Source organism: Halomonas colorata (genome assembly GCF_014897985.1).
Lineage (GTDB): Bacteria > Pseudomonadota > Gammaproteobacteria > Pseudomonadales > Halomonadaceae > Vreelandella > Vreelandella colorata.
Genome location: NZ_JABUZA010000010.1, coordinates 70,588 through 95,541, shown reverse-complemented (window position 1 = coordinate 95,541; position 24,954 = coordinate 70,588). Strand labels below are relative to the sequence as shown.

21 protein-coding genes are annotated in these 24,954 nt (G+C 57.2%); 10 read left to right on the top strand and 11 right to left on the bottom strand.

All coding sequences use genetic code 11. The features are described from left to right. Window position 1: 1 nt before the first annotated feature. Complete coding sequence (locus tag INT33_RS07685; protein ID WP_193091542.1) at window positions 2–1,804, bottom strand: IlvD/Edd family dehydratase; 1,803 nt, start codon at window positions 1,802–1,804, stop codon at window positions 2–4. A 324-nt stretch (window positions 1,805–2,128) separates the two neighbouring features. Here INT33_RS07685 and INT33_RS07680 point away from each other — a divergent pair, with 324 nt between their 5' ends. The 5 genes from INT33_RS07680 (at window position 2,129) to INT33_RS07660 (ending at window position 7,806) form a co-directional block, all read left to right on the top strand. Next, window positions 2,129–3,205, top strand: coding sequence for a TRAP transporter substrate-binding protein (locus INT33_RS07680; RefSeq protein WP_193091541.1), 1,077 nt, complete (start codon window positions 2,129–2,131; stop codon window positions 3,203–3,205). Window positions 3,206–3,311: 106 nt separating this feature from the next. Further along, a complete protein-coding gene (locus INT33_RS07675; protein WP_193091540.1) occupies window positions 3,312–3,905 on the top strand; it encodes a TRAP transporter small permease in 594 nt (197 codons plus the stop codon). Window positions 3,906–3,908: 3 nt separating this feature from the next. Then, complete coding sequence (locus tag INT33_RS07670; protein ID WP_192538149.1) at window positions 3,909–5,192, top strand: TRAP transporter large permease; 1,284 nt, start codon at window positions 3,909–3,911, stop codon at window positions 5,190–5,192. A gap of 26 nt (window positions 5,193–5,218) precedes the next feature. Then, entirely contained in the window at window positions 5,219–6,217 is a 999-nt protein-coding gene (gene araD1, locus INT33_RS07665) for an AraD1 family protein (RefSeq protein ID WP_192538148.1), read from the top strand. Between the two features lie 11 nt (window positions 6,218–6,228). Beyond that, complete coding sequence (locus INT33_RS07660) at window positions 6,229–7,806, top strand: aldehyde dehydrogenase (NADP(+)) (protein ID WP_192538147.1); 1,578 nt, start codon at window positions 6,229–6,231, stop codon at window positions 7,804–7,806. Between the two features lie 11 nt (window positions 7,807–7,817). Here the strand turns inward: INT33_RS07660 and nanR are convergent, their stop codons facing one another. From nanR to INT33_RS07635, 5 genes are all read right to left on the bottom strand, one after another. Continuing rightward, window positions 7,818–8,540, bottom strand: a complete 723-nt coding sequence (gene nanR, locus INT33_RS07655) for a transcriptional regulator NanR (RefSeq protein WP_192538146.1) — start codon at window positions 8,538–8,540, stop codon at window positions 7,818–7,820. Between the two features lie 76 nt (window positions 8,541–8,616). Continuing rightward, window positions 8,617–9,693, bottom strand: a complete 1,077-nt coding sequence (locus INT33_RS07650) for an Ldh family oxidoreductase (RefSeq protein ID WP_192538145.1) — start codon at window positions 9,691–9,693, stop codon at window positions 8,617–8,619. Window positions 9,694–9,748: 55 nt separating this feature from the next. Further along, window positions 9,749–11,128, bottom strand: coding sequence for a TRAP transporter large permease (locus tag INT33_RS07645; protein WP_225736159.1), 1,380 nt, complete (start codon window positions 11,126–11,128; stop codon window positions 9,749–9,751). A gap of 42 nt (window positions 11,129–11,170) precedes the next feature. Further along, entirely contained in the window at window positions 11,171–11,713 is a 543-nt protein-coding gene (locus INT33_RS07640; RefSeq protein ID WP_192538144.1) for a TRAP transporter small permease, read from the bottom strand. Between the two features lie 57 nt (window positions 11,714–11,770). Beyond that, entirely contained in the window at window positions 11,771–12,772 is a 1,002-nt protein-coding gene (locus tag INT33_RS07635) for a sialic acid TRAP transporter substrate-binding protein SiaP (protein WP_192538143.1), read from the bottom strand. Window positions 12,773–13,099: 327 nt separating this feature from the next. Here INT33_RS07635 and INT33_RS07630 point away from each other — a divergent pair, with 327 nt between their 5' ends. Genes INT33_RS07630 through INT33_RS07620 form a run of 3 tightly spaced genes read left to right on the top strand, consistent with a single transcriptional unit; the run spans window position 13,100 to window position 17,027 of the window. Further along, entirely contained in the window at window positions 13,100–14,263 is a 1,164-nt protein-coding gene (locus INT33_RS07630; RefSeq protein WP_193091539.1) for a fumarylacetoacetate hydrolase family protein, read from the top strand. 35 nt (window positions 14,264–14,298) lie between these two features. Then, window positions 14,299–15,603 carry an L-fuconate dehydratase gene (locus tag INT33_RS07625; RefSeq protein WP_193091538.1) on the top strand — a complete coding sequence of 435 codons (1,305 nt, stop codon included), beginning with the start codon at window positions 14,299–14,301 and terminating at the stop codon, window positions 15,601–15,603. Beyond that, complete coding sequence (locus INT33_RS07620) at window positions 15,600–17,027, top strand: FAD-binding oxidoreductase (protein ID WP_193091537.1); 1,428 nt, start codon at window positions 15,600–15,602, stop codon at window positions 17,025–17,027. Before INT33_RS07625 ends, INT33_RS07620 begins: the two co-directional genes overlap by 4 nt. A gap of 78 nt (window positions 17,028–17,105) precedes the next feature. Here the strand turns inward: INT33_RS07620 and INT33_RS07615 are convergent, their stop codons facing one another. The 4 genes from INT33_RS07615 to INT33_RS07600 form a co-directional block, all read right to left on the bottom strand. After that, entirely contained in the window at window positions 17,106–18,401 is a 1,296-nt protein-coding gene (locus INT33_RS07615; protein WP_193091536.1) for a TRAP transporter large permease, read from the bottom strand. Then, entirely contained in the window at window positions 18,398–18,937 is a 540-nt protein-coding gene (locus INT33_RS07610; protein WP_193091535.1) for a TRAP transporter small permease, read from the bottom strand. The genes INT33_RS07615 and INT33_RS07610 overlap by 4 nt, the downstream gene beginning before the upstream one ends. Before the next feature lie 57 nt (window positions 18,938–18,994). Next, a complete protein-coding gene (locus INT33_RS07605) occupies window positions 18,995–19,981 on the bottom strand; it encodes a TRAP transporter substrate-binding protein (protein ID WP_193091534.1) in 987 nt (328 codons plus the stop codon). A gap of 299 nt (window positions 19,982–20,280) precedes the next feature. Continuing rightward, complete coding sequence (locus INT33_RS07600) at window positions 20,281–21,183, bottom strand: LysR family transcriptional regulator (protein WP_193091533.1); 903 nt, start codon at window positions 21,181–21,183, stop codon at window positions 20,281–20,283. A gap of 150 nt (window positions 21,184–21,333) precedes the next feature. On the opposite strand from INT33_RS07600, the gene INT33_RS07595 reads away from it, so the two are divergent. Continuing rightward, window positions 21,334–22,539 carry a CaiB/BaiF CoA transferase family protein gene (locus INT33_RS07595; protein ID WP_018917143.1) on the top strand — a complete coding sequence of 402 codons (1,206 nt, stop codon included), beginning with the start codon at window positions 21,334–21,336 and terminating at the stop codon, window positions 22,537–22,539. Between the two features lie 10 nt (window positions 22,540–22,549). After that, on the top strand, window positions 22,550–23,491 hold the full coding sequence (locus tag INT33_RS07590; RefSeq protein WP_193091532.1) for a hydroxymethylglutaryl-CoA lyase: 942 nt from the start codon (window positions 22,550–22,552) through the stop codon (window positions 23,489–23,491). 9 nt (window positions 23,492–23,500) lie between these two features. Here the strand turns inward: INT33_RS07590 and INT33_RS07585 are convergent, their stop codons facing one another. Further along, window positions 23,501–24,946: an aldehyde dehydrogenase family protein gene (locus INT33_RS07585; protein WP_193091531.1), complete on the bottom strand. Its 1,446-nt coding sequence runs from the start codon at window positions 24,944–24,946 to the stop codon at window positions 23,501–23,503. Window positions 24,947–24,954 lie beyond the last annotated feature (8 nt).

Sequence of the window (24,954 nt, the reverse complement as noted above, 5' to 3'; positions counted from 1 at the left end):
GCTAGTGATTATCCCTAGGCGGATGCTGGCGGGCCACATCGCGGTACTTGGTCGCAGATTCTAACGTCATGCCGCGATCCAGCGGCTCGACCATGCTGCGCTGAATCTCTTGCCAAGGGGTCTGGTGGCCAGGGTAACGGTAGCCGCCCTGCTCGACCAAACGCTTGCGGCGGGCTTCCAGCTCACTGGCATCAATCAGCAGTTGCACCTCGCCACGTTTAAGATCAACCCGCAGCCGATCGCCGCTCTCAAGCAGCGCCAGCCCGCCCCCGGTGGCCGCTTCCGGAGACGCGTTGAGAATCGACGGCGAGCCGGAAGTGCCCGACTGACGACCATCGCCCAGGCAAGGCAGCGACTCAATCCCCTGTTTGATCAATGCCTCTGGTGGCTGCATATTGACCACTTCGGCGCCGCCGGGATGCCCTACCGGGCCAGCGCCCCGCATCACTAGAATGGTGCGGGCGTCGATATTCAGCGCCGGATCATCAATACGCGCGTGATAATCTTCTGAACCATCAAATACCACTACTTTGCCTTCAAAGGCTTCAGGGTCGCTTGGATCATTCAGAAAGCGCTCGCGGAAATCCCTTGAGATAACGCTGGTTTTCATCAACGCGGATTCGAACAGATTACCCTTGAGATTGAGAAATCCTGCATGAGCCACCAGCGGCTCGGCGTAGCGGCAAATCACGTCAGGGTCCTGGGTTTCCCGGCCCTGCAGATTATCGCCCAAAGAGCGACCATTCACCGTCAACGCAGCGCCGTGCAGCTTGCCGGCCCCCTGTAGTTCATGGAGGATCGCGGGCACGCCGCCCGCACGGTGAAACTCTTCACACAGAAACGCACCGGCGGGCATCACGTTGGCCAGCAGCGGAATCTCGTGGCCCAGGCGCTGCCAGTCATCGTTATTCAGCTCAATACCTGCATGGCGGGCGATAGCGTTAATGTGAACCGGCGCGTTGGACGAGCCGCCCAGCGCCGAGCAGGCCACGATGGCGTTCTCAAATGCTTCGCAAGTCAAAATATCCAGCGGGCGCAAGTCCTCCCAGACCATATCGACAATGCGCACGCCAGTGTCATAGGCCACCATCGCGCGCTCTTTATAGGGCGCGGGGATGACCGCCGAGCCCGGCAGGCTCATGCCCAATACCTCAGCCATGGAGTTCATGGTGGACGCCGTGCCCATGGTATTGCAGTGGCCAATCGAAGGCGCTGAGTCGCTGGCGCGGGAAAGAAACTCTGCGTAGTCAATATCCCCTGCTGCCAGGCGCTTGCGCAGCTCCCAGATAATCGTGCCCGAACCCACCCGCTCGGCGCCCCGCCAGCCGTTTAGCATCGGCCCACCGGACAGCACAATCGCGGGGATATTGACCGTTGCCGCGGCCATCAGTGCGGCGGGAGTGGTTTTGTCACAGCCGGTGGTTAGCACCACGCCGTCCAACGGATAGCCATGAAGCACTTCCACCAGCCCCAGGTAGGCTAGGTTGCGATCCAATGCCGCGGTAGGCCGACGCACATTTTCATGAATAGGATGCATGGGAAATTCGAACGGCACGCCACCCGCCGCGCGAATGCCGTCTTTGACCCGCTTAACCAAGTCAATATGGTGACGGTTGCACGGGGTTAAATCAGACCCCGACTGGCAGATACCAATAATCGGTTTACCGCTCGTCAACTCATCCAAGGTAATGCCGTAATTAAGATAGCGCTCAACGCACAGCGCTGTGGTGCCGGGGTGTTCAGGATTATCGAACCAGTAACGTGAACGTAACTGCTCTGGGGTTATTCGATGAGGGTTGGCCATGGCTACGCTCCACGCCTAAAGTAAAAGTAAAACGTCAGTAAGCATGCCTAAACCACACAATCGGCCCTACTAACATTCTCAATGAAATAATCTCCTTTAAACACAAGGAGAGGGTTGCCATGACGGTACGCGTTCTCCGTCGAATCGTCGATACATACAAAAGTATATGTTGAACATATACTCAAAACGTTAGACATTCAGTACAGGGCTGCGGCGCTTATCTGACAAGGGGGTGCCGCACAAGCATAACAACAACCACGTTGCAGCTCGCTTGCAAGACGTCCTTCGCGAAGCGGACTGCAGTACGCCAGGAGAGTGATAACGATGCATTATCTTTGGAAGCGCACCCTGTTAATGACCGGTGCTACCCTGCTCAGCTCAGGCATGGCTTACGCGCAAACGCCGGATCTTTCTGACCCGCCCGAGATCGAAGGCGGCGTTGTAGGCGACCACGGCAGCGTGACCATACGCATGGGGCTTGGCCTCGCCGAAACCTCGCCTCAGTACATTTCCAGCCAGTACTTTGCGGATATTCTCGACCAGCGCAGCGAAGGAAGAATCAGCGTCAACATCTTCCCCAACAGCCAGCTGGGTGATGACGTGCAGATGATGGAAATGCTCCAGACCGGTACGCTGGACATGACCTACCCATCGTCTTCCCCCGCTACCGGCTACGTTGAAGAGCTGTCAGTTTTCGATCTACCGTTCCTGCTTCCTACTCGTGAGGCCGCCATTGAGGCCATGCGTAGCGACGCCGCTCAAGAGATGCTCGACGCGTTTGACGGCACCGGCATCAAGGCACTGGCCTTTGCTGAAAACGGATTCCGTCAGCTTTCCAATAGTGCACGCGAGGTTGCATCGCCGGAAGACGTAGCCGGCTTAGACGTTCGCGGTCTTTCCGTACGCACCATGGAAAACCCCGTTCACCTGGCTATCTGGCAGGCACTCGGCGCCAACCCGACGCCCATGGCATTCGGCGAGCTTTTTTCGGCCATGGAACAAGGTGTTGTGGATGGCCAGGAAAATCCCTGGAGTACCATCCTGACGTCCAACTTCTACGAAGTGCAGGACTACGGCTCCGAAACACGTCACGTTTACACCCCCTTTATCAAGATGATCTCTCAGCGTACCTGGGATCGCCTTGACCCTGAGTATCAGGAGCTGGTCCAGGAAGCCGCCCTGCAGGCCGCCGATTATGAAATTCAGCTTTCGGCCGAGTACGACGATTGGGCACGCGACCAGCTTGAAGAGCGAGGCATGCAAATCACTCGCCTTAATGACGAACAGATAGGCGCTTTCCAGGAAGCCGTACAGCCGGTTTATGACGAGTGGGCACCACGCATTGGTGAAGACCTAGTGGCAGAGTTCCAGCGGCTCGCCGGTTCGACAGCAGCCCAATAGGTATCCGCTGATACTTCGGATTGCTCTCGTGCGCATTTTCCACGACTAGACCATGCAAGAGGCAAGCGTCTCTTGCATGGTCGTTACCTGTCTTTTCGGAGAGCTCATGGACAAACCTGATACTCCTATTCCGGATACCGCGGCCTTTTTTGACGACCCCCAGCGCGAACCGCTGGAGATCGATACTGAACAGCGCCGCGGTCCTGCACTGTTTCGTTGGTTGACACTGGCAATGGAGCACGCGATTGCGGCTCTGCTGGTAGCGCTCATTGTCTCGGTGTCTGCCAACGTGTTGGGCCGCGCCGTATTGAATCACTCGCTGCCCTGGGCCGATGAACTGGCACGCATGCTGTTTATCTGGCTGATTTTCCTGGGTGCCGCAGCGGCATTCGCCCGCTATGAGCATATTGCGGTGGATATCTTAGTGCGCAGGTTAAAACCGCGCGCCGCCCATGCGCTGTATCTTTTTCAGCATCTGGTGATCACCGCGTTGATGGGGGTCATTGTCTGGGGCGGATTCCTGGTGATGTCGCGTGCTTCCGGGCGCACCGCGATTCTTGGCGTGCCATGGAATATCGTCAATGTTTCGCTGGTACTTTGCGCCGCTTTTATTGCCGCCGTGGCTATCTGGCGCGCCTGGCAAAGTATTTTGCAGATACGCTCACCGAACGTCATGCCCACTGCTGATGGAGACCGCTAGACCATGCTATGGATTTTTCTAGGCATTCTGTTCGCCTCGCTGGCCTTGGGCCTACCCATCGCCTTTGGTTTGGGCGTTGCGGCCGTGGTGATGGCGCTACTTTCGGATATTCCTCTGTCCATCATGATTGAGCAGTCAATCCGTGGAGTAAACAGCTTCCCCCTGTTGGCCATACCGTTCTTTATCCTAGTAGGCGAAGTAATGAGCAACGGCGGCATTGCCCGCCGCTTAATGGAGCTTGCCGGGGCGCTGGTGGGCTTCGTACGCGGTGGCCTTGGCCAGGTCGCGATTACCGGTTCCATGTTCTTTGGCGGGATTAGCGGTTCTGCCGTAGCCGATACTGCTGCGACCGGCGCGATGATGATCCCGTCCATGACCAAGCAAGGCTATACCGCTCCGCAAGCCACAGCGATCAATACGGTCTCCTCGGTTATCGGCATTATTATCCCGCCCTCTATACCGCTTATTTTATTCGGCATCGTGACCGAAACCTCGATTAGCCGTTTGTTTATCGCCGGTATCGTACCGGGAGTATTGATTGGCTTCGGGCTGATGGCCACGACCTTCATTATGGCCACCATCGGCCATGCCGGGCAGACCCGCAAGTTCCGTTTTGATGTGCTGTGGCAGGCGTTCAAGGCGGCCTGGCTTGCCCTGGTACTGCCGGTAATCGTTATCGGTGGGATTATCGGCGGCGTATTTACCGCCACTGAGGCCGCCGTTGCCGCGCTACTCTACTCGCTGTTTATCTCGCTGGTGATCTACCGCGAGTTTCATATCCGCGAGCTGTGGGGCATGTTGATTCGTACCGCGCGATTAACCGGGATGGTCTTGCTTCTACTGGCGTTTGCCACCGTCATCGCCTGGTTTTTGACCATTAACATGGTGCCGCAAACGCTGGTTACCCAGGTCCAGGCAATCACCCAGGACCCCTTCTTACTGCTATTGATCGTTGCGGGTTTACTGCTACTCGTAGGGTTCGTAATGGACCTGACGCCCGCCATGGTAATCATGGCGCCGATGCTGACGCCTATCGTTACCTCGGTGGGCGTTGATCCGGTCTACTTTGGCGTGCTCATGGCGTTCATTCTGGGTATCGGCCTTTTAACACCGCCGGTGGGCACCTGCCTTTACGTTGGTTGTGGGGTCGGCAAGGTCTCCATGGAACAACTGGTCAAGGCCATGCTGCCCTACTACGCTGCCCTACTGGTGGTACTGGTTATCTTGATTGCCTTCCCCGGCATTGTGACGTGGCTACCTGATCTCACCGCTGTGCGCGGCAACTAATCACCGACATTATATAAGGAAATCACATGCGCTTGATCCAGTACCTCAACCAGAACCAAGTCCACGTCGCTCTGGTGGAGGATGCTCAGACCGTACGTCCCATCACGATCGAAGGCGGCACTTATGCATTGGCCAAGGCCGCTATCGCTGCTGGGGAGTCGCTTGAGCAAACCATTAAATCGCGGCTTAGCGACGCCCAGGTTGATTACCAGGCGTTGATCGACGAGCAGCGCCTGTTGCCGCCGCTTACCCACTCCGACCCTGCCCACTGCCTGGTAACCGGCACCGGCCTCACCCATTTGGGCAGCGCCGACACCCGGTCCGCCATGCATGCCAAAACCCAGGTGGCCGAGGAGGAGCTGACCGATTCGATGCGTATGTTCAAACTCGGCGTTGAAGGCGGAAAGCCCTCAGATAACACTGAAGGGTCTCAACCGGAGTGGTTCTATAAAGGCGATGGCGACTGCATCGTCGCGCCGGAAGCAGATATGCCTTCTCCCGCGTTTGCCCAGGATGCTGGTGAAGAACCCGAGCTTGCCGGACTGTATATTGTCGCTGATGATGGCACGCCGTGGCGGATCGGCTACGCTGTAGGCAATGAGTTTTCCGACCACGTTACCGAGCGTTTTAACTACCTGTGGCTGGCGCACTCCAAGCTGCGCGCCTGCAGCATCGGGCCTGAACTTTTGGTCGGCGAGCTTCCCGCACACCTTGAAGGCACCAGCCGCATCGTGCGCGATGGCCAAACGCTGTGGGAAAAGCCGTTTTTAACCGGTGAAGCCAATATGGCCCACAGCCTCGCCAACCTTGAGTACCACCATTTCAAATATCCCGGCTTCCGCCGCCCAGGCGATATCCACGTTCACTTCTTCGGCACCGCTACGCTTAGCTTTGCCGACCAGATCCAAACCCGCAATGGCGACCGCTTCGAGATTACGCTTAACGACTTTGGCCGCCCGCTACGTAACACGCTACGTATGCCAACCAATCACAAGCACGAGAAAACCACCATCAACGCGCTTTAACAGGAGGCTACATGACACTGCAAGGCACACTGCTTATCGGCCAACAGGCCGTCACCGGTTCTCAAGCCGATATTGTTGCCGTCAACCCCGCCACCGGCGAAACGCTGCCGCCGCGCTATCCCGGTGGCAGCCGCGCTGAGGTTGAGAAAGCCTGCCAGCTTGCCGAGACGGCATTCAACCAGTACCGCGAAACGTCCCTTGAAGCGCGCGCTCACTTCCTGGAAACCATTGCCGATGAGATTGAGGCCATTGGTGCTGATTTGACTCAGCGAGGTGTGGCGGAAACCGGCCTGCCTGAAGCACGCCTTGAAGGCGAGCGTGGCCGGACCTGCGGCCAGCTACGACTGTTCGCCTCGGTGGTACGCGCAGGCGAATGGCTGGATTTACGCTTTGATCCGGCGCAGCCTGAGCGCCAGCCCATGCCGCGTGCCGATTTACGCCAGCGCCATATTCCTCTCGGCCCCGTGGCCGTATTTGGCGCCAGCAACTTCCCGCTGGCCTTCAGCGTTGCCGGGGGCGATACCGCCTCGGCACTCGCGGCGGGCTGTCCGGTAGTGGTCAAGGGGCATTCTGCCCACCCCGGTACTTCTGAGCTGGTAGGACGCGCGATTCAACGCGCCGCGGCCAAGTGCAAAATGCCAGAAGGGGTCTTTTCGCTGCTGTTCGGTTCAGGCCGTGATATTGGCCAGGCGCTTGTCTCGGACCCGCGTATTAAAGCGGTCGGCTTTACCGGCTCGCGTAGCGGCGGCATGGCCTTGATGGCGACGGCTCAAGCCCGCCCCGAGCCGATTCCCGTTTATGCAGAGATGAGCAGCATTAATCCGGTATTCCTGTTCCCCGAGGCACTGAAAGCCCGTGGTGCGAAAATTGCCGAAGGCTTTGTGGCCTCGCTGAATATGGGCGCAGGCCAGTTCTGCACCAACCCAGGCTTGGTGATTGGTCTTAAAGGTGCCGATCTGGATGCGTTTGTTACTGCGGCTGGAGAAGCGGTTAAAGCCAGCGGCGCCCAAACGATGCTGACGCCCGGCATTCATGAAGCGTACCAAAGTGGCGTATCCGCCCTTTCGGGCCAGCCAAGCGTGAAGGAAGTGGCGCGCGGCCAGGCAGGCAGCGGCCCGCATAGCTGTCAACCAGGCCTGTTTGTGGCTAGCGCCCAGGATTTTCTGACCGACGACGCCCTACAAGGCGAAATTTTTGGCGCGGCCTCGCTGGTCATTGAGTGCGCCGACGCGCAGGAGATGCAGCGTGTCGCAGAGCAGATCGAAGGCCAGTTGACCATTACCCTGCAAATGGACGATAGCGACCTGGAGGCCGCCAAGGCGTTGCTGCCGACACTCGAACAGCGCGCCGGCCGCCTACTGGCCAATGGCTGGCCTACCGGGGTTGAAGTGGGTCACGCCATGGTGCATGGCGGGCCTTTCCCGGCAACGTCTGATAGCCGCACTACGTCCGTCGGCAGCGCTGCGATTTATCGCTTCCTGCGCCCAGTGTGCTATCAGGACCTGCCTGCTGGCTTACTGCCTGAAGCATTGCGCGACGATAACCCGTTTAACGTTTCGCGACTGGTCGATGGCAAGCGAGAGGGCTAGCCCCGACAACGCTAAGAAGCATCCGATAGGCGTTTTTTAAGCTGCCTATAGGTGCCGTAGTGACGGTCGAGGTGGCGCCGCATGGCCGCCTCGGCCGCATCGGGGTCGCGGGACTCGATAGCTTCGATGATTTCAGTATGAGCAGCAGTGGCCGCCTTATCCTCATCCTTTTGCTGTAATACCAACGCGCGTCGATCATCTAGCCATTCAGAAAGCGCCACGTGAATAGCATCAAAGATCGGGTTACGGCCAATACTCGCCAATACGCCATGAAAGTCGTTATCGGAGCGCTTGAAACGAGCCTCATCACCAATAGCATCACAGTTGGCTGACAGCGCATCGCGCAATCGCGCTAAATCCTCATCGCTTGCGTGGCGCGCAGCATGTCGCGCCAGCGATATCTCGAACATCGCCCGCGCTTCCTGAAAATACTGCTGCCCATCAGGCTTGGAAAGCAATTGTCGGGTAACGCCAGAAAGCCTCGCCATGACGGCTTCGGCGGTAGGTCGGATCACCCTGGCACGCGTACCGCTGTTGATCGCGATTAGCCCAAGCTGCTGCAAATGGAACAGCGCTTCACGCACGGCGGGCCTGCCCACACCAAACTGCTCCATCAATTCCCGTTCTGAAGGCAATTGATCATTTTCGCTTAGCCGCCCCTCAAGAATCTCCGCCTCGAGCTGTTCGGCGACCTGCTCAGACAGCGTTTTACGCTCGATCCGGTATCTGCTCATAGGCAGTTACTCCTGGTTAACCTGGAATTCACCGCCACTTTACTGCATTTCCCGTTGCGATCCTTCAACTGTACCTTCAATCGAGTCGAGATAGCGGCGCTAGCTGGTACTGCTTGGCGATCTCTGCATAGGCCGACTGATTGGCAGAATCCAGTGGAATGCCGTCTGCATCGCGCTGCGCCTGACAGCGCCATTCACGATCACCTGGCGCCATTACCCGCGCGTCTGGTGTAGCAGGCTGGGCCCGGAGATCCGCTAAATATTCAGCCAGCCCGCGTGCAAAAGTGCCTTCTTCCACAAACGCATCGGGTTTCATCGCTAAAAAGAAATGCCCTACGCCCCGTGGCGTCGACATATCCGGCCCGACCATGGGTAAAAGTTTGAAGCCGTGCTGCATTCCCGAGAGCATCGAACTAAGTATCTCGACCATGCCACCCAGCCCTGCGCCTTTAAACCCAAAGCTACTGCCTCCTAACGGTAGCAATGCGGCAACCTCGCCAGGTACGCGGCTCACTTTACCTTCAGCATTAGCAGCAACCTGGTCCGGCAGCTCGCGACCAATCGCCCCGAACTGCCGCACGCGATTCCAGGGAATCGAGCTGGTCGCCATATCCAACAGGTACGGTGCGCTTCCTGCCACCGGTGCCGCAAAGGCGATGGGGTTAGTACCGTGAAAGGGTTTGGCTCCGTCATGGAGCAGCACGAACGGATCCGAGTTACAGAACGCCATGCCCAGGAAGCCCTTTTCGGCCGCCGCCAACGCATAGCACCCCGCTGCGCCAAAGTGCGATGAGTTTCCAACCGCCACAGCCCCCATTCCCACTTCCCCGGCCATCGCCATAGCATGCTCGATGGCGGTGTAACCTGCCAGGTGGCCTAGCCCATCATCGGCATCTAAAAAGCCCGTTGCCGCCAAGCGCTGGTGAAACACCATGTCAGGCGCGCCGTTGATACGTCCACCTTCAAGTGCCTGTAAATAATGCGGCAATAGACGCAGCCCATGGCTATCGGTGCCCATCCGTGAAGCGGTTACCAACGCGCGGCTCACGGCATCGGCAGATGCTTGATTGGCACCGGCTGCGGCAAGGGCCGCTTGCATAAAGCGCGTTAAATCCTCACGGGTAACGCGAAAATCCAATGACGTATCGGTCATCAAACAATACTCCAAAGCTTAATATTGTTGTTAACGGCTAATCAGCCGGTCGTGCTCAACGGTATATCAGCGTGGGAAGCCACATGGAAATAGCCGGAATAAAGGTCACTAATAACAAGCAGATCACCAGGGGAATCAGAAACGGAATGGTTCCTCGCATGCAGCGCTCAAAGCTGACATTGGATACTCGGGAAAGTACGTAGAGCACCATGCCCACCGGTGGCGTCAACAGACCAATCATCAGGTTGAGCACCATGATTACCCCAAAGTGAACGGGATCGACACCCACGGCCACCGCCATGGGCAACAGGACCGGCACCAAGATGGTGATCGCGGCGATGGTTTCCATAAAGCAGCCGACAATGATGAGTACAATGTTGGCCATCATCAGTACGGCGAGTTTGCTATCGGCAAACGGCCCCATTAGAGCAATCACGTTCTGGGTGACTTGGTTACTGGTGAGTATCCAGGCAAATATTGATGCGGAAGAGACAATCAACAAAATGACCGCGGTTGTCTCGATGGTTTCCATACTTACTTTTAATAGCTTACGCCAGGTCAGGGTGCGGTAAACCACGACACCCAGTATCAGCGCATAGAACACCGCAGCGACCGCCGCCTCGGTAGGGGTAAATGCGCCGGTAATAATACCGCCCACGATAATAACGGGCGTCATCAGTGATAGGAAAGCCCGCTTAAAGGTATGCCCAAGTACGCGCATCGAAAATACCGCGTCACGCTGATAGCCCCGGCGGCGCGAGATGATAAAGATCATCAGCATTAACATCACCCCCATTAACAGCCCAGGAATTAATCCGGCTGCAAACAGTTGGCCCACAGAGGCTGATGCCATAACGCCGTAAATGACCATGGGTAAACTAGGCGGGATAATCGGCCCGATGGTGGATGAGGCCGCGGTAATACCCACCGCAAATTCCTCATCGTAGCCCGCATCTTTCATCGCTTTGACTTCAATCATGCCAAGGCCACCGGCATCCGCCACGGCCGCCCCTGACATTCCAGAAAACACGATACTGGCGCCCACGTTCACATGCCCCAGCCCACCGCGCATCCAGCCCATCAGGGCCTTGGCAAAATTGAAGATCCGCTCCGTGATGCCGCCGTTATTCATCAGGCTGCCAGCAAAGATAAAAAACGGAATGGCTAAGAGTGGAAAGCTGTCGATGCCGTTGATCATGCGGTGCGCTATGACGATGTTGGGCACTTGGCCTGTGATTAGTACAAACATCAGGCAGGCGCCCGCCAAGCTAACCGCAATGGGAACCCCGAGCACCAACATTGTGAATAACGCAAAAAACAAGAAGCCGAGGTGATAACCCATCAGCGGTAATATTACGCAACCCAGCACGGCCAGTGCCGAAAGCAGTGGCGACACTAACGGTTTTTGCCAGCGCATCATGGAAATTCGGGACATAGCAGGCCTCTCGATAAAAATGGCGTGACGGGAAACCACTTTTCAAACGACATCGGTACGATCCCGGTACTTCAGATAAAGCCGCTGGATGGTACGTAGCGCCATCAATACAAACGCCGCACAAACCGTGAAATAGATGATGCTCTTGGGCAGGTCGACCGACACCATCAGGCTATTGGTGCGTGATGCCAGCTGATAGGCGATCCACGCCATCACTATATAAAAGCCAAGGCTTACCAGACCCACCAAGCGCTCCAGTAAGCGTGCCTGCCACTCCGGCATGTAATGGTAGAAGAACTCCACCATGATGTGGCTGCCGTTGCGGGCGGCCATTACGCTGCCCAAAAAGCCAACCCCGATCAGCAGATAACGGGCAATTTCCTCGGTCCAGCCGATAGAGCTGCCCAGCACATAGCGGCTAAAAAACTGAGTGAATACCACTAGAATAAGTGCCCAGAACAGCGTCAGGGTCACGAAGTCTTCAATTCGATAATCACTCAGTTTAAAGGGGGAATCGTCGAAGGCGGATTCAAAATCCACCATCGGATCAATGCTGGGCGGTGCATCTTCGCGTGCGTCACTCATGGCACAATACTCCAGACACTTCGCTAAAAAGTTAGCGAAGTGCTCGCTGAGGTTGGATTATTGGCCGATAGCCTGTAGGCGATCGTAGATTTCCTGATCCCAGGTGGCGGCATTGCCGTTATGAGCGGGTACAACGGCCTCCCGGAAGATGTCGCGATCCACTTCGTTGATGGTATTACCCTGCTCCTCAAACCAGGCGACCAACTCTTCCTCAGCCTGCAGGATATCTTGGGTGTTGTTCTCAGCGGCTTCCTGGAATACCTCGCGGAATATTTCCTGATCCTCTTCACTCAGCTGGTTCCAGCGCGGCCCGCCTACGATCGTGATCAGCGAGTCGGTAATATGGCCGGTCAGGTTGATGTAATCCTGTACCTCATGAAACGCCTTGGCGCGGATGGTTGGCAGCGGATTTTCCTGTGCGTCGACCACGCCTTGCTGCAGGGCCAGGTAGACTTCATCGAAAGCAATCGGGGTGGGGTTAGCGCCTACAGCGTTAGGCATCATCATGTACATCGGGGCGTTGGGCACACGTATCTTGAGACCTGCCATATCCTCGGGTGTATTGACCGGTGTATTCGACGTTACATGGCGTTCGCCATAATAATTGAGCGCCAGTGGCACGTTACCGGTGGCATCCTGGTAGCCCTGGGCAATTTCCTGGAACAGGTCACTGTCAGCAAAGGCCTGCCAGTGATCAAAATCACGGAACATATACGCAGCCCCCGCAATGCCGATTGGCCCATAACCGCGGCCAGCAAACTGCGTGCCGGTATAAATGACATCCACCGTGCCTAGCCCAAGCCCTTCGTTAATGTCTTCTTCTTTACCCAAAGAAGAGGCTGCGTATACCTGCATGGTGTAACGACCCTCGGTACGCTCTTCAATTTCATCTGCCGCCCACAGCGCCCATTTATGGAAGGGTTCTGACGTTTCATAAACGTGGGCAAAGCGCAGGTTCTCGGCGGCCTGTACAGCACCGGCCACACTGATACCTGCAGTAATTAGCGTAGCGGTTAACAGGCGAGACATGGCTAGGTGGTATTGGCTTTTGTAGCGCATCTTATTTTCCTCACAACCATTGGATTTATTGTTGGTTATTTGCGAGTAGCACTTGCGAATAGCAATAGCGGATGTAACCGACCATCTTGCTGTATACGTATCATACCAGCAGTTTAAAACCTAGCTGGTGGCCTTCAATTGCGCAACTACCTTCATCTAAACAGATTTGCCTATCGACCCGAAATGTAGCGGTGCGCTAGAGTAAGTTATGCTCTGGTATACCTGTCATACAGAACAACATCTATAACAACCGTCTATAACAACCATCTGTAACAACATAGGCGACACGGTATCAACGGCCGGTCGCCTGAACATCAGGAGGCGCTCATGCAACCACTATCTCTGACCGATACCCTTCCCACCGACCTGGATAACGCCCTGCTTGTGGGCCGCGTATGGCTGGATGGCACACACCCGGGCCCCGCATTGGTTACGGTGCACGAAGGCAACGTCATCGATATTACAGAGTTTGGCCCCACCATGGCTGACCTGCTGGAGCGTGACGATGTGCTGGAGGTAGTGCGACGCGCAGAGGGTGCATCGCTGGGCAGCATCGAGACGCTGCTGGCGAATTCCCAACAGGCTCAACCACAAGCGCCCTACCTGCTCGCCCCATGCGATGTTCAGGCTGTTAAAGCCTGTGGCGTCACCTTCGCCGTCAGCTTACTTGAGCGGGTAATTGAAGAGCAGGCAGGCGGCGACCCGGCGAAAGCCGTTGCCCTGCGCGATGACCTGCAGGCGCTGATTGGCACCGATCTTTCCAAGATTGCCCCCGGGTCTGAAGAAGCCATGGCGCTAAAAACAGCGCTTCAGGCGCGCGGTGGCTGGTCGCAGTATATGGAAGTGGGTATTGGCCCCGATGCGGAAGTGTTTACCAAAGCCCAGCCGCTTTCTTCGGTAGGCTTTGGAGCATCAGTAGGATTGCATGCGTCTTCACAGTGGAATAACCCCGAGCCCGAAATCGTGCTGGCCGTGGACAGCCGCGGTCAGGTACGCGGCGCCACCCTGGGCAATGATGTCAACTTGCGCGACGTTGAAGGGCGCAGCGCCCTACTGCTTGGCAAGGCGAAAGATAACAATGCTTCCTGCTCGATCGGCCCGTTTATTCGCCTGTTTGATGATCACTTTACTATCGATAGCGTGCGCAACTGCCAGGTCTCGTTGCGTATCGAAGGCGAAGACGACGACTTTTTGCTTCAAGGTGAAAGCGATATGCGCGAGATCAGCCGCGACCCGCTGGATCTGGTAAGTCAAACCATCGGTGACCATCACCAATACCCTGATGGTTTCATGCTGTTTTTGGGCACGATGTTCTCACCCATCAAAGACCGTGATGGCAAAGGCCAGGGCTTTACCCATCATCTCGGTGATCGCGTGACCATTTCCACTCCAGCCTTGGGTTCCCTGGTTAACCCGGTGGGCAGAAGCGATCAGCTGCCGCCCTGGACCTACGGCATTCGCGAACTGATGCGTCACTTGGCCCGCCGCTGATCTTCACTGCCTGAATCACACCCTAGGAGAATGCAATGACAACAATTACACACATTGAGATCCAGGATATCCGTTTCCCCACCTCGCGCTCGCTCGATGGCTCGGATGCCATGAATGCTGCACCCGATTACTCAGCCACCTATGTCATTCTGCATACCGATGACGAAAGCCCGGAAGGTCATGGTTTAACCTTTACCATTGGCCGGGGTAACGAGATTGTGGTCACTGCCGTGCACTCCCTGGCGCCGCTGATCGAGGGGCGCACGCTTTCCTCGATTATCGACAATATTGGCACGTTCTGGCGTGAGCTTACCGGCGACAGTCAGCTGCGCTGGATTGGCCCCGATAAAGGTGCGATTCACTTGGCCACCGCCGCTATCGTCAACGCCGTGTGGGATATGTGGGCAAAGCGTGAAGGCAAGCCAGTATGGAAGCTGCTGGTGGATATGACTCCGGAGCAGCTGGTGCGCTGCCTTGATTTCCGCTTTGTCACCGATGCGCTAACGCCTGAAGAAGCAATTTGCCTGCTGCGCCGCCAGGCTCCCGGTAAAGCGGCGCGTGAAGCCGAAATGCGCCGCGATGGCTACCCCGGCTACACCACTTCCGCAGGCTGGCTTGGCTACAGCGATGAAAAAGTGCGCAGCCTGGCCCGGGAAGCGTTAGCAGAGGGCTGGACTCACTTTAAGCAGAAGATTGGCGGCGATATTGAAGAAGATGCCCGCCGTGCAGCGCTACTGCGAGAAGTGATCGGCTGGGACAACGTGCTGATGATGGACGCCAACCAGGTGTGGGAGGTCGACGAAACCGTCGCCAAGATGCGTCGCCTGGCCGAGTTTGACCCACTGTGGATCGAAGAACCCACCAGCCCCGACGATATTCTGGGTCACTCGGAGATCCGCCACCGCGTCGCGCCTATCGGGGTCGCCACCGGCGAACACTGCCACAACAAAGTGATGTTCAAGCAGTTCTTCCAGGCGGACGCCATTGACTACTGCCAGCTGGACGCTGCCCGCCTGGGTGGCCTCAATGAAGTGATTCTAGTCGTGCTGATGGCCGCCAAGTTCGGCGTACCGGTTTGCCCACATGGCGGCGGCGTTGGGTTGTGCGAATACACCCAGCACATCTCGCTGTTTGACTACATCGCCGTATCCGGCGAGCTTGAAGGGCGTGTGCTTGAGTATGTGGATCATCTCCACGAGCACTTTATTGACCCGGTAGTGATCAACCATGGCCGCTATCAGGTACCTGAGGCACCGGGCTACAGCATTGCCATGCATGCCGAGTCCCAGGCACAGCATCGCTATCCAGAGGGTGCTGCTTGGCAGGAAGCGGACCAATGACAGACACTAATACCTTTCTAAATGAACTCACCAGCCTGCTTGGCGAGCGAGGCCTGCTGCGCTCGCCAGATGCCATGGTGCGCTACGTCAGCGACTGGGCGGGCGATACACTGGGCATGCCACTGGCCGTAGCACGCCCGGCAGATACAACAGAAGTCGCCGAGGTTGTCAGGCGCTGCTACGCACAAGGTATCGCGATGACGCCCCAGGGCGGTCATAGCGGTCTGGTGGCAGGCGCCCTGCCCGCCGCAAACGGTCAGGAACTGGTGATTAGCCTGGAGCGCATGAATAGTGTGCGCGCCATTGATCCGATCAATTTCACCATCACGGTGGATGCGGGCTGTATCCTTGAAAACGTCAAGCTGGCAGCCTTTGAGCATGACTGCGAGTTTCCGCTTTCGCTCGGCGCCCAGGGCAGCTGCCAGATTGGCGGCAATATCGCCACCAACGCAGGCGGGCTCAACGTGCTGCGTTACGGCATGATGCGCGAACTGGTGCTTGGCCTTGAGGTCGTGCTGCCGGATGGGCGCGTGCTGGATAGCCTGAATGCTCTGCATAAGGACAACCGCGGTTACGACCTTCAACAGCTGTTTCTGGGTAGTGAAGGCACGCTGGGAATCGTCACGAGTGCTGTACTCAAACTCTCGCCGCGGCCTACCCAGAACCGCACCGCCCTGCTCGGCCTGCCCTCAGTACAGGCGGTGATCGACCTATATGGTTTAGCACGACGCGACTGCTGCGACTTGCTGACGGCTTTCGAGCTCATTCCCCGCCGCTGCATTGAGCTTGCGATAGAGGCAACGCCCGAGCTACGCGACCCGCTGGAAGGCGCTTACCCCTGGTATGTATTGATGGAAGTGGCGGCTACGGGGCGGGTGGATCTAGGCGCCATGCTGGAGCAACTGCTGGAAACCGGTATGGCGCGTGAGCTGGTGCTTGACGGGGCGCTGGCATCAAGCGAGACCCAGTCCACGCAGCTGTGGCAGTTTCGTGAAAGCATGCTGGAAGGTCAGAGGCGACGCGGCGAGCACTTACGTACCGATATCTCGATACCTATCTCAGCCATTCCTGACTTTGTCACTCGCGCCAGCGAAGTAGTAATGAGCGCTTCCCCCGAATGCGAGATTATTGCTTATGGGCACGTGGGCGATGGCAACCTGCACTTCAATATCCTGCCGCCCACTGCGCTTCCTGACGGAGATAAAAAAGCCCATCTGCACGCCCTGGAAGAGCAGCTTTTTGACGTGCTCGATGAGTTTCATGGCAGCATCAGCGCTGAACACGGCATCGGGCGCACCAAGCAGGCGGCCTACCTGGCACGGTTATCGCCTATCGAGCGGGAGTTGATCAGCGGGGTTAAAAACCTGTTCGACCCGAAAGGGCTAATGAATCCGGGGCGTATTCTGCCTACCCCTTCTACCTAAAAGCATCCACCGTAAACGTACACCGCCCCGCAGGTTAACCCTGCGGGGCGGTGTACGTTTATCGATATTCACAATCTTTTAGTAGCCCATCACCCCAGGCAGCCAGGTGGCCAATCCTGGCACAGCAATCAACAATAAAATCGTCGCTATAATAGGCAGCAAAAACGGCAGCACCGCTTTGACCACCTGGCCGTAACGCAGCCGGGTAATGCCCACCATCATGAACAGCACCGTGCCGAACGGCGGCGTGATCACCCCAACCGACAGGGTAATCACCATCACGATACCGAAATGCACCGGATCCAAGCCTGCACTCAACGCCGCAGGCACCACGATAGGGGTAAAGATCAGGATGCTTTCAATCACCGACATAAAACAGCCAATCAGCAAAAAGAACAGCGCAAAGCAGATCAGCAGTACAATAGTAGGCATATCGACACTGGCCACCTGACCGGCCAACGCCTGCGGAATGCCCATACGCACCAGAATCCAGCCATAGAAGCTTGATACCGCAATGATCAGCAGAATGACCGCGCTGAACATCAGCGTACGCCGAAACGCATCGTACAGGTTCTTCAAGCTCAGATCGCGATAGATTACCCCACCTAATATCACCGCATACAGCGAGGCAATTGCGCCTGCTTCGGTGGGAGTGAAGAAGCCTCCCCAAATACCGCCAACGATGATCGCCGGCATCATCAAGGGTAAAATGGCCCGCTTGCCGGTTCGTACAACCTCACCTGAATCAAACGGCACGGGAGCAGGCATTACAACTTTCCCCGTAGCGCCAAGTAAAACGGTCATGCCCATGAGCAACAGCGCCATTAAAATACCCGGCACAAGCCCCGCCATGAAGAGCCCACCGATGCTTACATTGGCAAGCCAACCGTAAACCACCAGCGCAATACTCGGTGGCAGGATTGGGCCAACGACACTCGAAGCCGCGGTAATCCCGGTCGTATAGTCGAGCGCGTAGCCACGCTCCTTCATCGCCTTGATTTCGATACTGCCAAGTCCGGCGGCATCAGCCACCGCAGTGCCGGACATGGTGGCAAAGATGGAGCTCGCCACCACGTTGGCGTGACCCAACCCGCCTTTGGTACAGCCCACCAGAGCCGTTGCAAAATCAAATATCCGAGTCGTGGTCGACCCCAGGTTCATGATGTTGGCCGCCAGGATAAACAACGGAATCGCCATCAAGGTAAAGTTGTTAAGCGTTTGCACCATGCGCAGTGAAAGCAGCTCAACCGGCAAGCCGCCGGCCCCGGTTACCGCCAGCGCAATAAACGAGGTGACCCCGATCGACACCACCACGGGCAGGCCGATCATCATCAAGAACAGCAGCCCGCCGACGAATATCGCAAGTTCCATCATGGCGTTATTTCCTCGTGCTCGGGTTTATTCAACCACGTGACGGGGCCACGCAAGGTTTGCCAGGTGGCAATCAGCGCCATGGCAACAAAACTGAATAACAAGCCGTAATAGAGATAGGAGAAGCTGATACTCAACGAGACCGTTTTATTGTTGGCGCTCATATCGGACATGATCCAGGCGCCCCAGCTGGCCAGCGCAAAAAAACCGACCGAGATAATAGCCGTCAGCCGATACTGCACCTGATGGCCCAGCGCACTCAGCCGATGACTAAACAGATCCACAACCAAGTGGTCGCTGCGTACCCAGGCGGAGATCGAGCCGAAACCAATGGCGTAAATGGCCATCAGCGAAACGACTTCCTCGCTCCAGGGCATGCCCCAGTTGAGCAGATCGCGGGCAATCACGGCGGTCACGATCAAGCCTAAAATGCCGACCAGTAGCGCCACACCCACGGCATCGCATAGGCGGGTGACATAGCGCAGGACATAAAAAGCCAAACGATCGGCTCCGTTTGCGGGTGGCAGTGCTCCATCCACAAGATAACTCCTTACCTAAGACGGTGGCGGCATCACAATGCCGCCACCTGATGATGATCAGTCGCTTACTTGGCTTGCGCTGATTGCGTCGTCGCGTACACCGTCGGCCATTTCTGAAAGCACACGATCAATGGCGGGCATGGCCGCTTCGCGGAAGGCTTCAATATCGGGCTCAACCACCGTCATACCCTCTTCCTGAAGAGCAGTCAGGTAGAAATCATCCAGTTCGCGCTCTTGCTCGGTGCCATAGGCGCGTGCGACATCAATCGCCTCAGAAATCAGCGTCTGATCCTCTTCCTCCAAGCCGTCCCACCAGCGCGCGCTGGCAACCCAGCTCCAGGGGAACTGCACGTGGCTGGTGGTAATGAGGTAGTCCTGCACTTCCCACAGGCGCCTCGTGTAGGGCGAAGAGAGCGAATTCTCATGACCGTCGACCTGACGGGTCTGCATGGCGAGATAGATTTCTGGCGCGGGCACGTTCACCACCTGCGCGCCCAGTTCTTCCCAAACCGCTAGCCAGATCGGCAATGAAGGCAGGCGTAGACGGAAGCCCTGTAAATCCTCAGGCGTATGGATCTCTTTATTAGCCGTCATATGACGCGGGCCACGATGCTGAACACCTAGAAACTTGAGGCCGCCCTGCTGTTCTGCCCGCTCGATTAGGGTTTGACCCGATGGACTATCGATATAGCTATCCACCTCATCCCAGGTCGTGAACAGGAAGGGCACGGTAATGGCGTCGTACTCCGGCGCGTATTGCTGGCGCCAGTTACCCCCGGTAAGTGAAAGCTGAGTCTGGCCCAGATTGAGCAGCTCCAGTACGGAATCTTCACCGCCCAAGGAGCCCGCCAGGAAAGGCCGCACGTTGAAGCGCCCCGGCGCCTGCTCTTCCAGGTACTCCGCAAAGCGTTCGACCGCCGCGCTTTCAGAGCCGCCTTCACTCATGGTGTTGTTAACTTGAATTTCAATCGGGTTGGCCAGCGCGAAGGGAGCAACCGCTAAAATGCCTAACGCAGTCAGCGTGGCAAGCAGTGATTTTTGCATGAGATGTTCTCTCTCAATTTGTCGTTATAGGCAGGAGGTTACGATGTTGTCCATATCGATCTTGAAACAAGCCGCCGATACGCTCAAATCGACGTTCGAGAAGGCAGACTTCGTTAAATACGATGGTTAGAGAACCCATGATAGCGGGCGTTTGCGGGCTTCAACGAATCAGCATACGACTAAAGATTAAGAAGCACCGCCAGCTGTTAGCCAGGTTTACGCAACGGCTAGCCTGTAAGGAAGGACTCAGCACATCAACGAGCTTTCTCCAAACGCGAAACCTAACGGTGTGCGCCGTGTTAACAAGGCGTTGCCTCAGCCTTAACCAAGTGATCCACTAAATGACGGGCAGTGGCCGGTAGCGTGGCGTAGCGGCGCATACCGATCACCAGCTCACGCTGCGCCCAGGGGTCACTAAGCGGAATGCTTTTTAACTCCAGATCGCCCAGTTCACGATAGATGGTTTGTTCAGGCAGTATGCCCACGCCCATCCCGTGATGAATCATGCGGCAAATGGCATCGAAGCTACGCACCTGAATACGCATCCGCAGTGCCTTGTCAGCAATATTGGCTTGCTCGTGCAGCAGCGCTTGCAGCGAGGCATCCTGCTGGAGGCCGATAAAATCGAAGTCGAGCGCTTCATTAAAGGCAATGCTTTCACGCGTGGCGAGCGGATGGCTGCCAGGCGTCACCAACACCAGACGATCATGCCGGTAAGAAAGCTTCTGAAGGTCAGGTGCCGCGACATGCCCCGCGAAGATGCCGATATCGGTCAATCCATCGCGCACGGCGGCCACAATTTCACTACTTACCCGTTCCTGAAGGTCAATTTTGATATCGGGGTAATGGCGCGAGAAGGTGCTGAGATCCTGGGGGAGAAACGCAATAATGGCCGAGGTGTTGGAGTGGATACGCACATGGCCGCGCACTCCTTCACCATATTCGCTCAGTTCCGCTTCCAGGCGCTCGATATTATCCATAATGCGCCGCGCATGGTGCAGAAATGCCTGACCTGCGGGGGTTAGCTCAACGCCTCTGGGACGACGATACAGCAGTGTTGCCCCCACTAATGCCTCAAGGTCGCTAATCCGTTTGCTTACCGCAGCAAGCGCCAGATGCTCACGCGCGGCGGCGGCGGTGAGACGCCCTTCGTCGGCCACAGAAATAAACAGTTTAAGGGTGACAAAGTCGAAGCGGCGCATGGTGATATCTCTTAACTAACGGTCTGCCCATGCTAGCGTATACCTTCGCAAGCCACGAACCCTTTGTTGCCCATTGCCTAATTGTCGCCTCTAAACAGCTACCCCATGCTGGCGCTCACCGCGAATAACGATAAGTAGAGGAGAGCCTTAATGAATGCTCCTGAAGCACGCAAGCTTCCCTTACAGGGCCTAAAGGTGCTTGAGCTAGGCCAACTGATTGCCGGCCCCTTCGCCACCAAGCTGCTGGGTGAATTTGGCGCTGACGTAATCAAGATTGAGCCCCCCGGCACCGGCGACCCGCTTCGCAAATGGCGAATGATCGAAGACGGCACCTCGCTCTGGTGGCACGTGCAGACCCGTAACAAGCGCTCAGTAGCGCTGGATTTACGCAGCGAAGAGGGCCAGGCCCTGGTGCGCCAGCTTGCCGCCGAGGCAGACGTGGTCGTGGAGAATTTTCGCCCCGGCACGCTGGAAAGTTGGGGGCTGGGTTGGGAAGCGTTATCTACCCTCAACCCACGGCTGATCATGGTGCATATTTCAGGTTACGGGCAAACCGGCCCCTACCGCGATAAGCCTGGCTTTGGCGTGATTGGCGAGGCAATGGGCGGGCTGCGCTACCTTACCGGCCAGCCGGATGAGCCATCCGTGCGCGTAGGTGTCAGCATCGGCGACTCGCTTTCCGCGCTCTACGCGGTGATCGGCACCTTGCTGGCCCTTCAGGAGCGCAACCGAAGCGGCCTGGGCCAGGAGATCGACGTCGCGCTTTATGAGTCGGTGTTTGCCATGATGGAAAGCCTGCTGCCGGAATTTGATGCCAGCGGCCAAATCCGTGAGCCCAGCGGCAGCGCCCTTCCCGGCATTACGCCATCCAACGCCTATCGCTGCCTGAACGGCGACTATGTGCTTATCGCAGGCAATGGTGACAGCATCTTCAAGCGCTTGATGGGCGTGATTGGCCGCGAAGATTTAGCCAATGACCCCGCGCTTGCCCATAACGATGGGCGCAGCCAGCAAGCCGCCATGATCGATGCAGCCATTGAAGCCTGGACGCTAGAGCGCCCGCGCGATGCCATTCTACAGGCCCTGGACGATGCCCGGGTGCCCGCTGGCTACCCCTACACTGCTGAAGATATCGCCGTTGACCCCCACTACCTGGCGCGGGAGATGATCCAAACCTTTACCCGCCCCAATGGCCAGCCGCTCAAAGTGCCCGGCGTACTGCCCAAGCTGAGCGCCACGCCCGGGCGTCTGGGCAATGGCGGTCCGAGCCTCGGTCAGCATACCGACGACGTATTGGACGAGCTGGGGATAGATCAGGAAACCCGCACCAAACTGCGCCAAGCAGGCATCATTTAAGGAGTTTGTTATGAGCCAGTTATCACCATGCCCTTTGAAAATCGAAATCAATGAAGTCGCCCCGCGTGACGGCCTGCAAATCGAGGCGCGTTTTGTACTCACACAGGACAAGATCCGCTGGATTGACGCGCTCTCCACCACGGGCCTCAAGCGCATCGAAGCGACGTCGTTTACCTCCCCCAAGGCGATTCCTAACCTGCGCGATGCTGCCGACGTTGTTACCGGCATTCAGCGCCGGGAAGGTGTGGACATCACCGTGCTGGTACCCAACGTAAAAGGTGCCGAACGCGCGCTTGCCTGCAACGTTGATGAGATCAACCTGGTGATGTCGGCAAGCGATAGCCATGGCCTGGCCAACCTGCGCATGACGCCCGAGCAATCCCTCGAGCAGTTCGCGGCTATTTTGGACGTGACTCAGGGCAGCGGCGTGTTTATCAACGCCTCACTCTCAACCACGTTTGGTTGCCCCTTTGAAGGCGAAGTGCCCGAAGCGCGGGTGCTGGAACTGATTGAAAAGCTGATTGCGCTGGGCATCCAGGGTGTCACGCTGTGCGACACCACCGGCATGGCCAACCCGGCCCAGGTCAAACGCCTTTGTGAAGCGGTGCTTGAACGCTGGCCCGAAACGCCGTTTACCCTGCATTTTCACAACACCCGCGGCATGGGGCTGGCCAATGCTCTGGCAGCCTGGCAGGCAGGCATTAGCCGCTTTGACTCAGCGCTCGGTGGCCTGGGCGGCTGCCCCTTTGCCCCCGGCGCCACCGGCAACGTATGCACCGAGGATCTAGTACATATGTTTGAAGCCATGGGCGTGGACACCGGCGTTGATCTGGATGCCCTGCTGGACGTCGCCGCCGCCCTCCCCGAACTTATCGGCCATGAGGTGCCCGGACAGGTGGTGAAAGCGGGTAAATCTACCCGGCGTTATCCGATGCCAAACGCCCGTGCCTGAACATAGAGCCTACGCAGGTCCCACTACGTGCTTCACCTCAAGGTAAGCGCTTAACCCCCAAGGACCGAGTTCGCGGCCGATGCCACTTTGCTTGAAACCGCCCCAGGCGGTTTCGGGCAGTACCAGCTGTTCGCTGTTGTACCAGATGCTTCCCGCCTTGAGCTTCTTGCCAATACGCTTTGCCCGCTCGGCATCACCACTAATTACCGTGGCTGCCAAGCCATAGGCACTATCATTGGCGAGTGTAATAGCCTCTTCTTCACTGGTAACGCTGCGTGCGCAGAGTACGGGGCCGAAGATCTCCTCCTGCCATAGGCGGCTCTCGACCGGTACGTCGCGGTAAAGCGTCGGCGCTAGAAAGTAACCTTGGTCAGGCAGCGTGCGGTGTTGCCTATCGCGTACCGCGGTTAGCCCTTCCTCTACCGCAGTGTCCAAATAACGTTGCACCGCGTCGCGCTGCTTGGCACTGGTCAGCGGGCCAAGATCAGTGCCCTCGACCAGCGGGTCGCCTAGGGTTAAAGCATCCATACGCTCGGCGAGCGCTGCATAGAGCGCTTCGGCGACGTTTTCGTGAACCAGTAAACGTGAAGTTGCGGAGCATATCTGCCCGGCGTTGAAGTAAATACCCGCCATTACCCAATCAGCGGCTTGGTCGGGGTCGGCATCTTCCATCACGATAATCGGTGATTTTCCACCGAGTTCCAGGGATACGCTGGCGGTGCGAGCGCTGGCGGCGTGCATGACCGCCTCGCCCACCCGGTTGCTGCCGGTAAAGGAAATTTTATCCACGCCTGGATGATTCGTTAGCGGTACGCCGATGCCTTCGCCGTCACCGTTAAGTAGGTTCAAGACACCAGCAGGCAGACCAATTTCCAACGCGATCTCAGCCAGCGCCTGCTCGGGCAACGGCACCACCTCTGAAGGTTTCAAGATGACCGTACAGCCAGCGGCTAACGCAGGTGCGAGCTTCCAGGCGCTGGTGACCAAGGGAAAATTCCACGGAGTAATCAGCCCGACCACGCCCACAGGATCATGGTAAGTGCGTGCTTCAACACCCTCCATTTCTACATCTACTCGCTCGCCTTGGCGGGCGTCCAGCGCGTTTGCCCGCTTGGCGTAATAGCGGTAACAGGCAATCGCATCTTCCAAGTCGATTCCGGCTTCCGCTAACGGCTTACCGTTATTAGTCGCTGAAAGGGTGATTAACGACGCTCGACGGGCTTCCAGTGCATCGGCAAACCCTTCTAGATACTTTGCACGTGCGGCACCACCCAGCGATTGCCAAGCAGGCTGCGCCTGTTGGGCAGCGTGCACCGCTGCATCGACATCGGCCTCATCCCCAGCGGTTACTTGGGCAATACGCTCTTCACGGTAGGGGTTCATCACGTCGAGCAGGCAGGTGCCCTTGGAAGCAACCCACTGATTATTTATAAACTGCTGTTTGAGTAGCTGCATGGAAATGT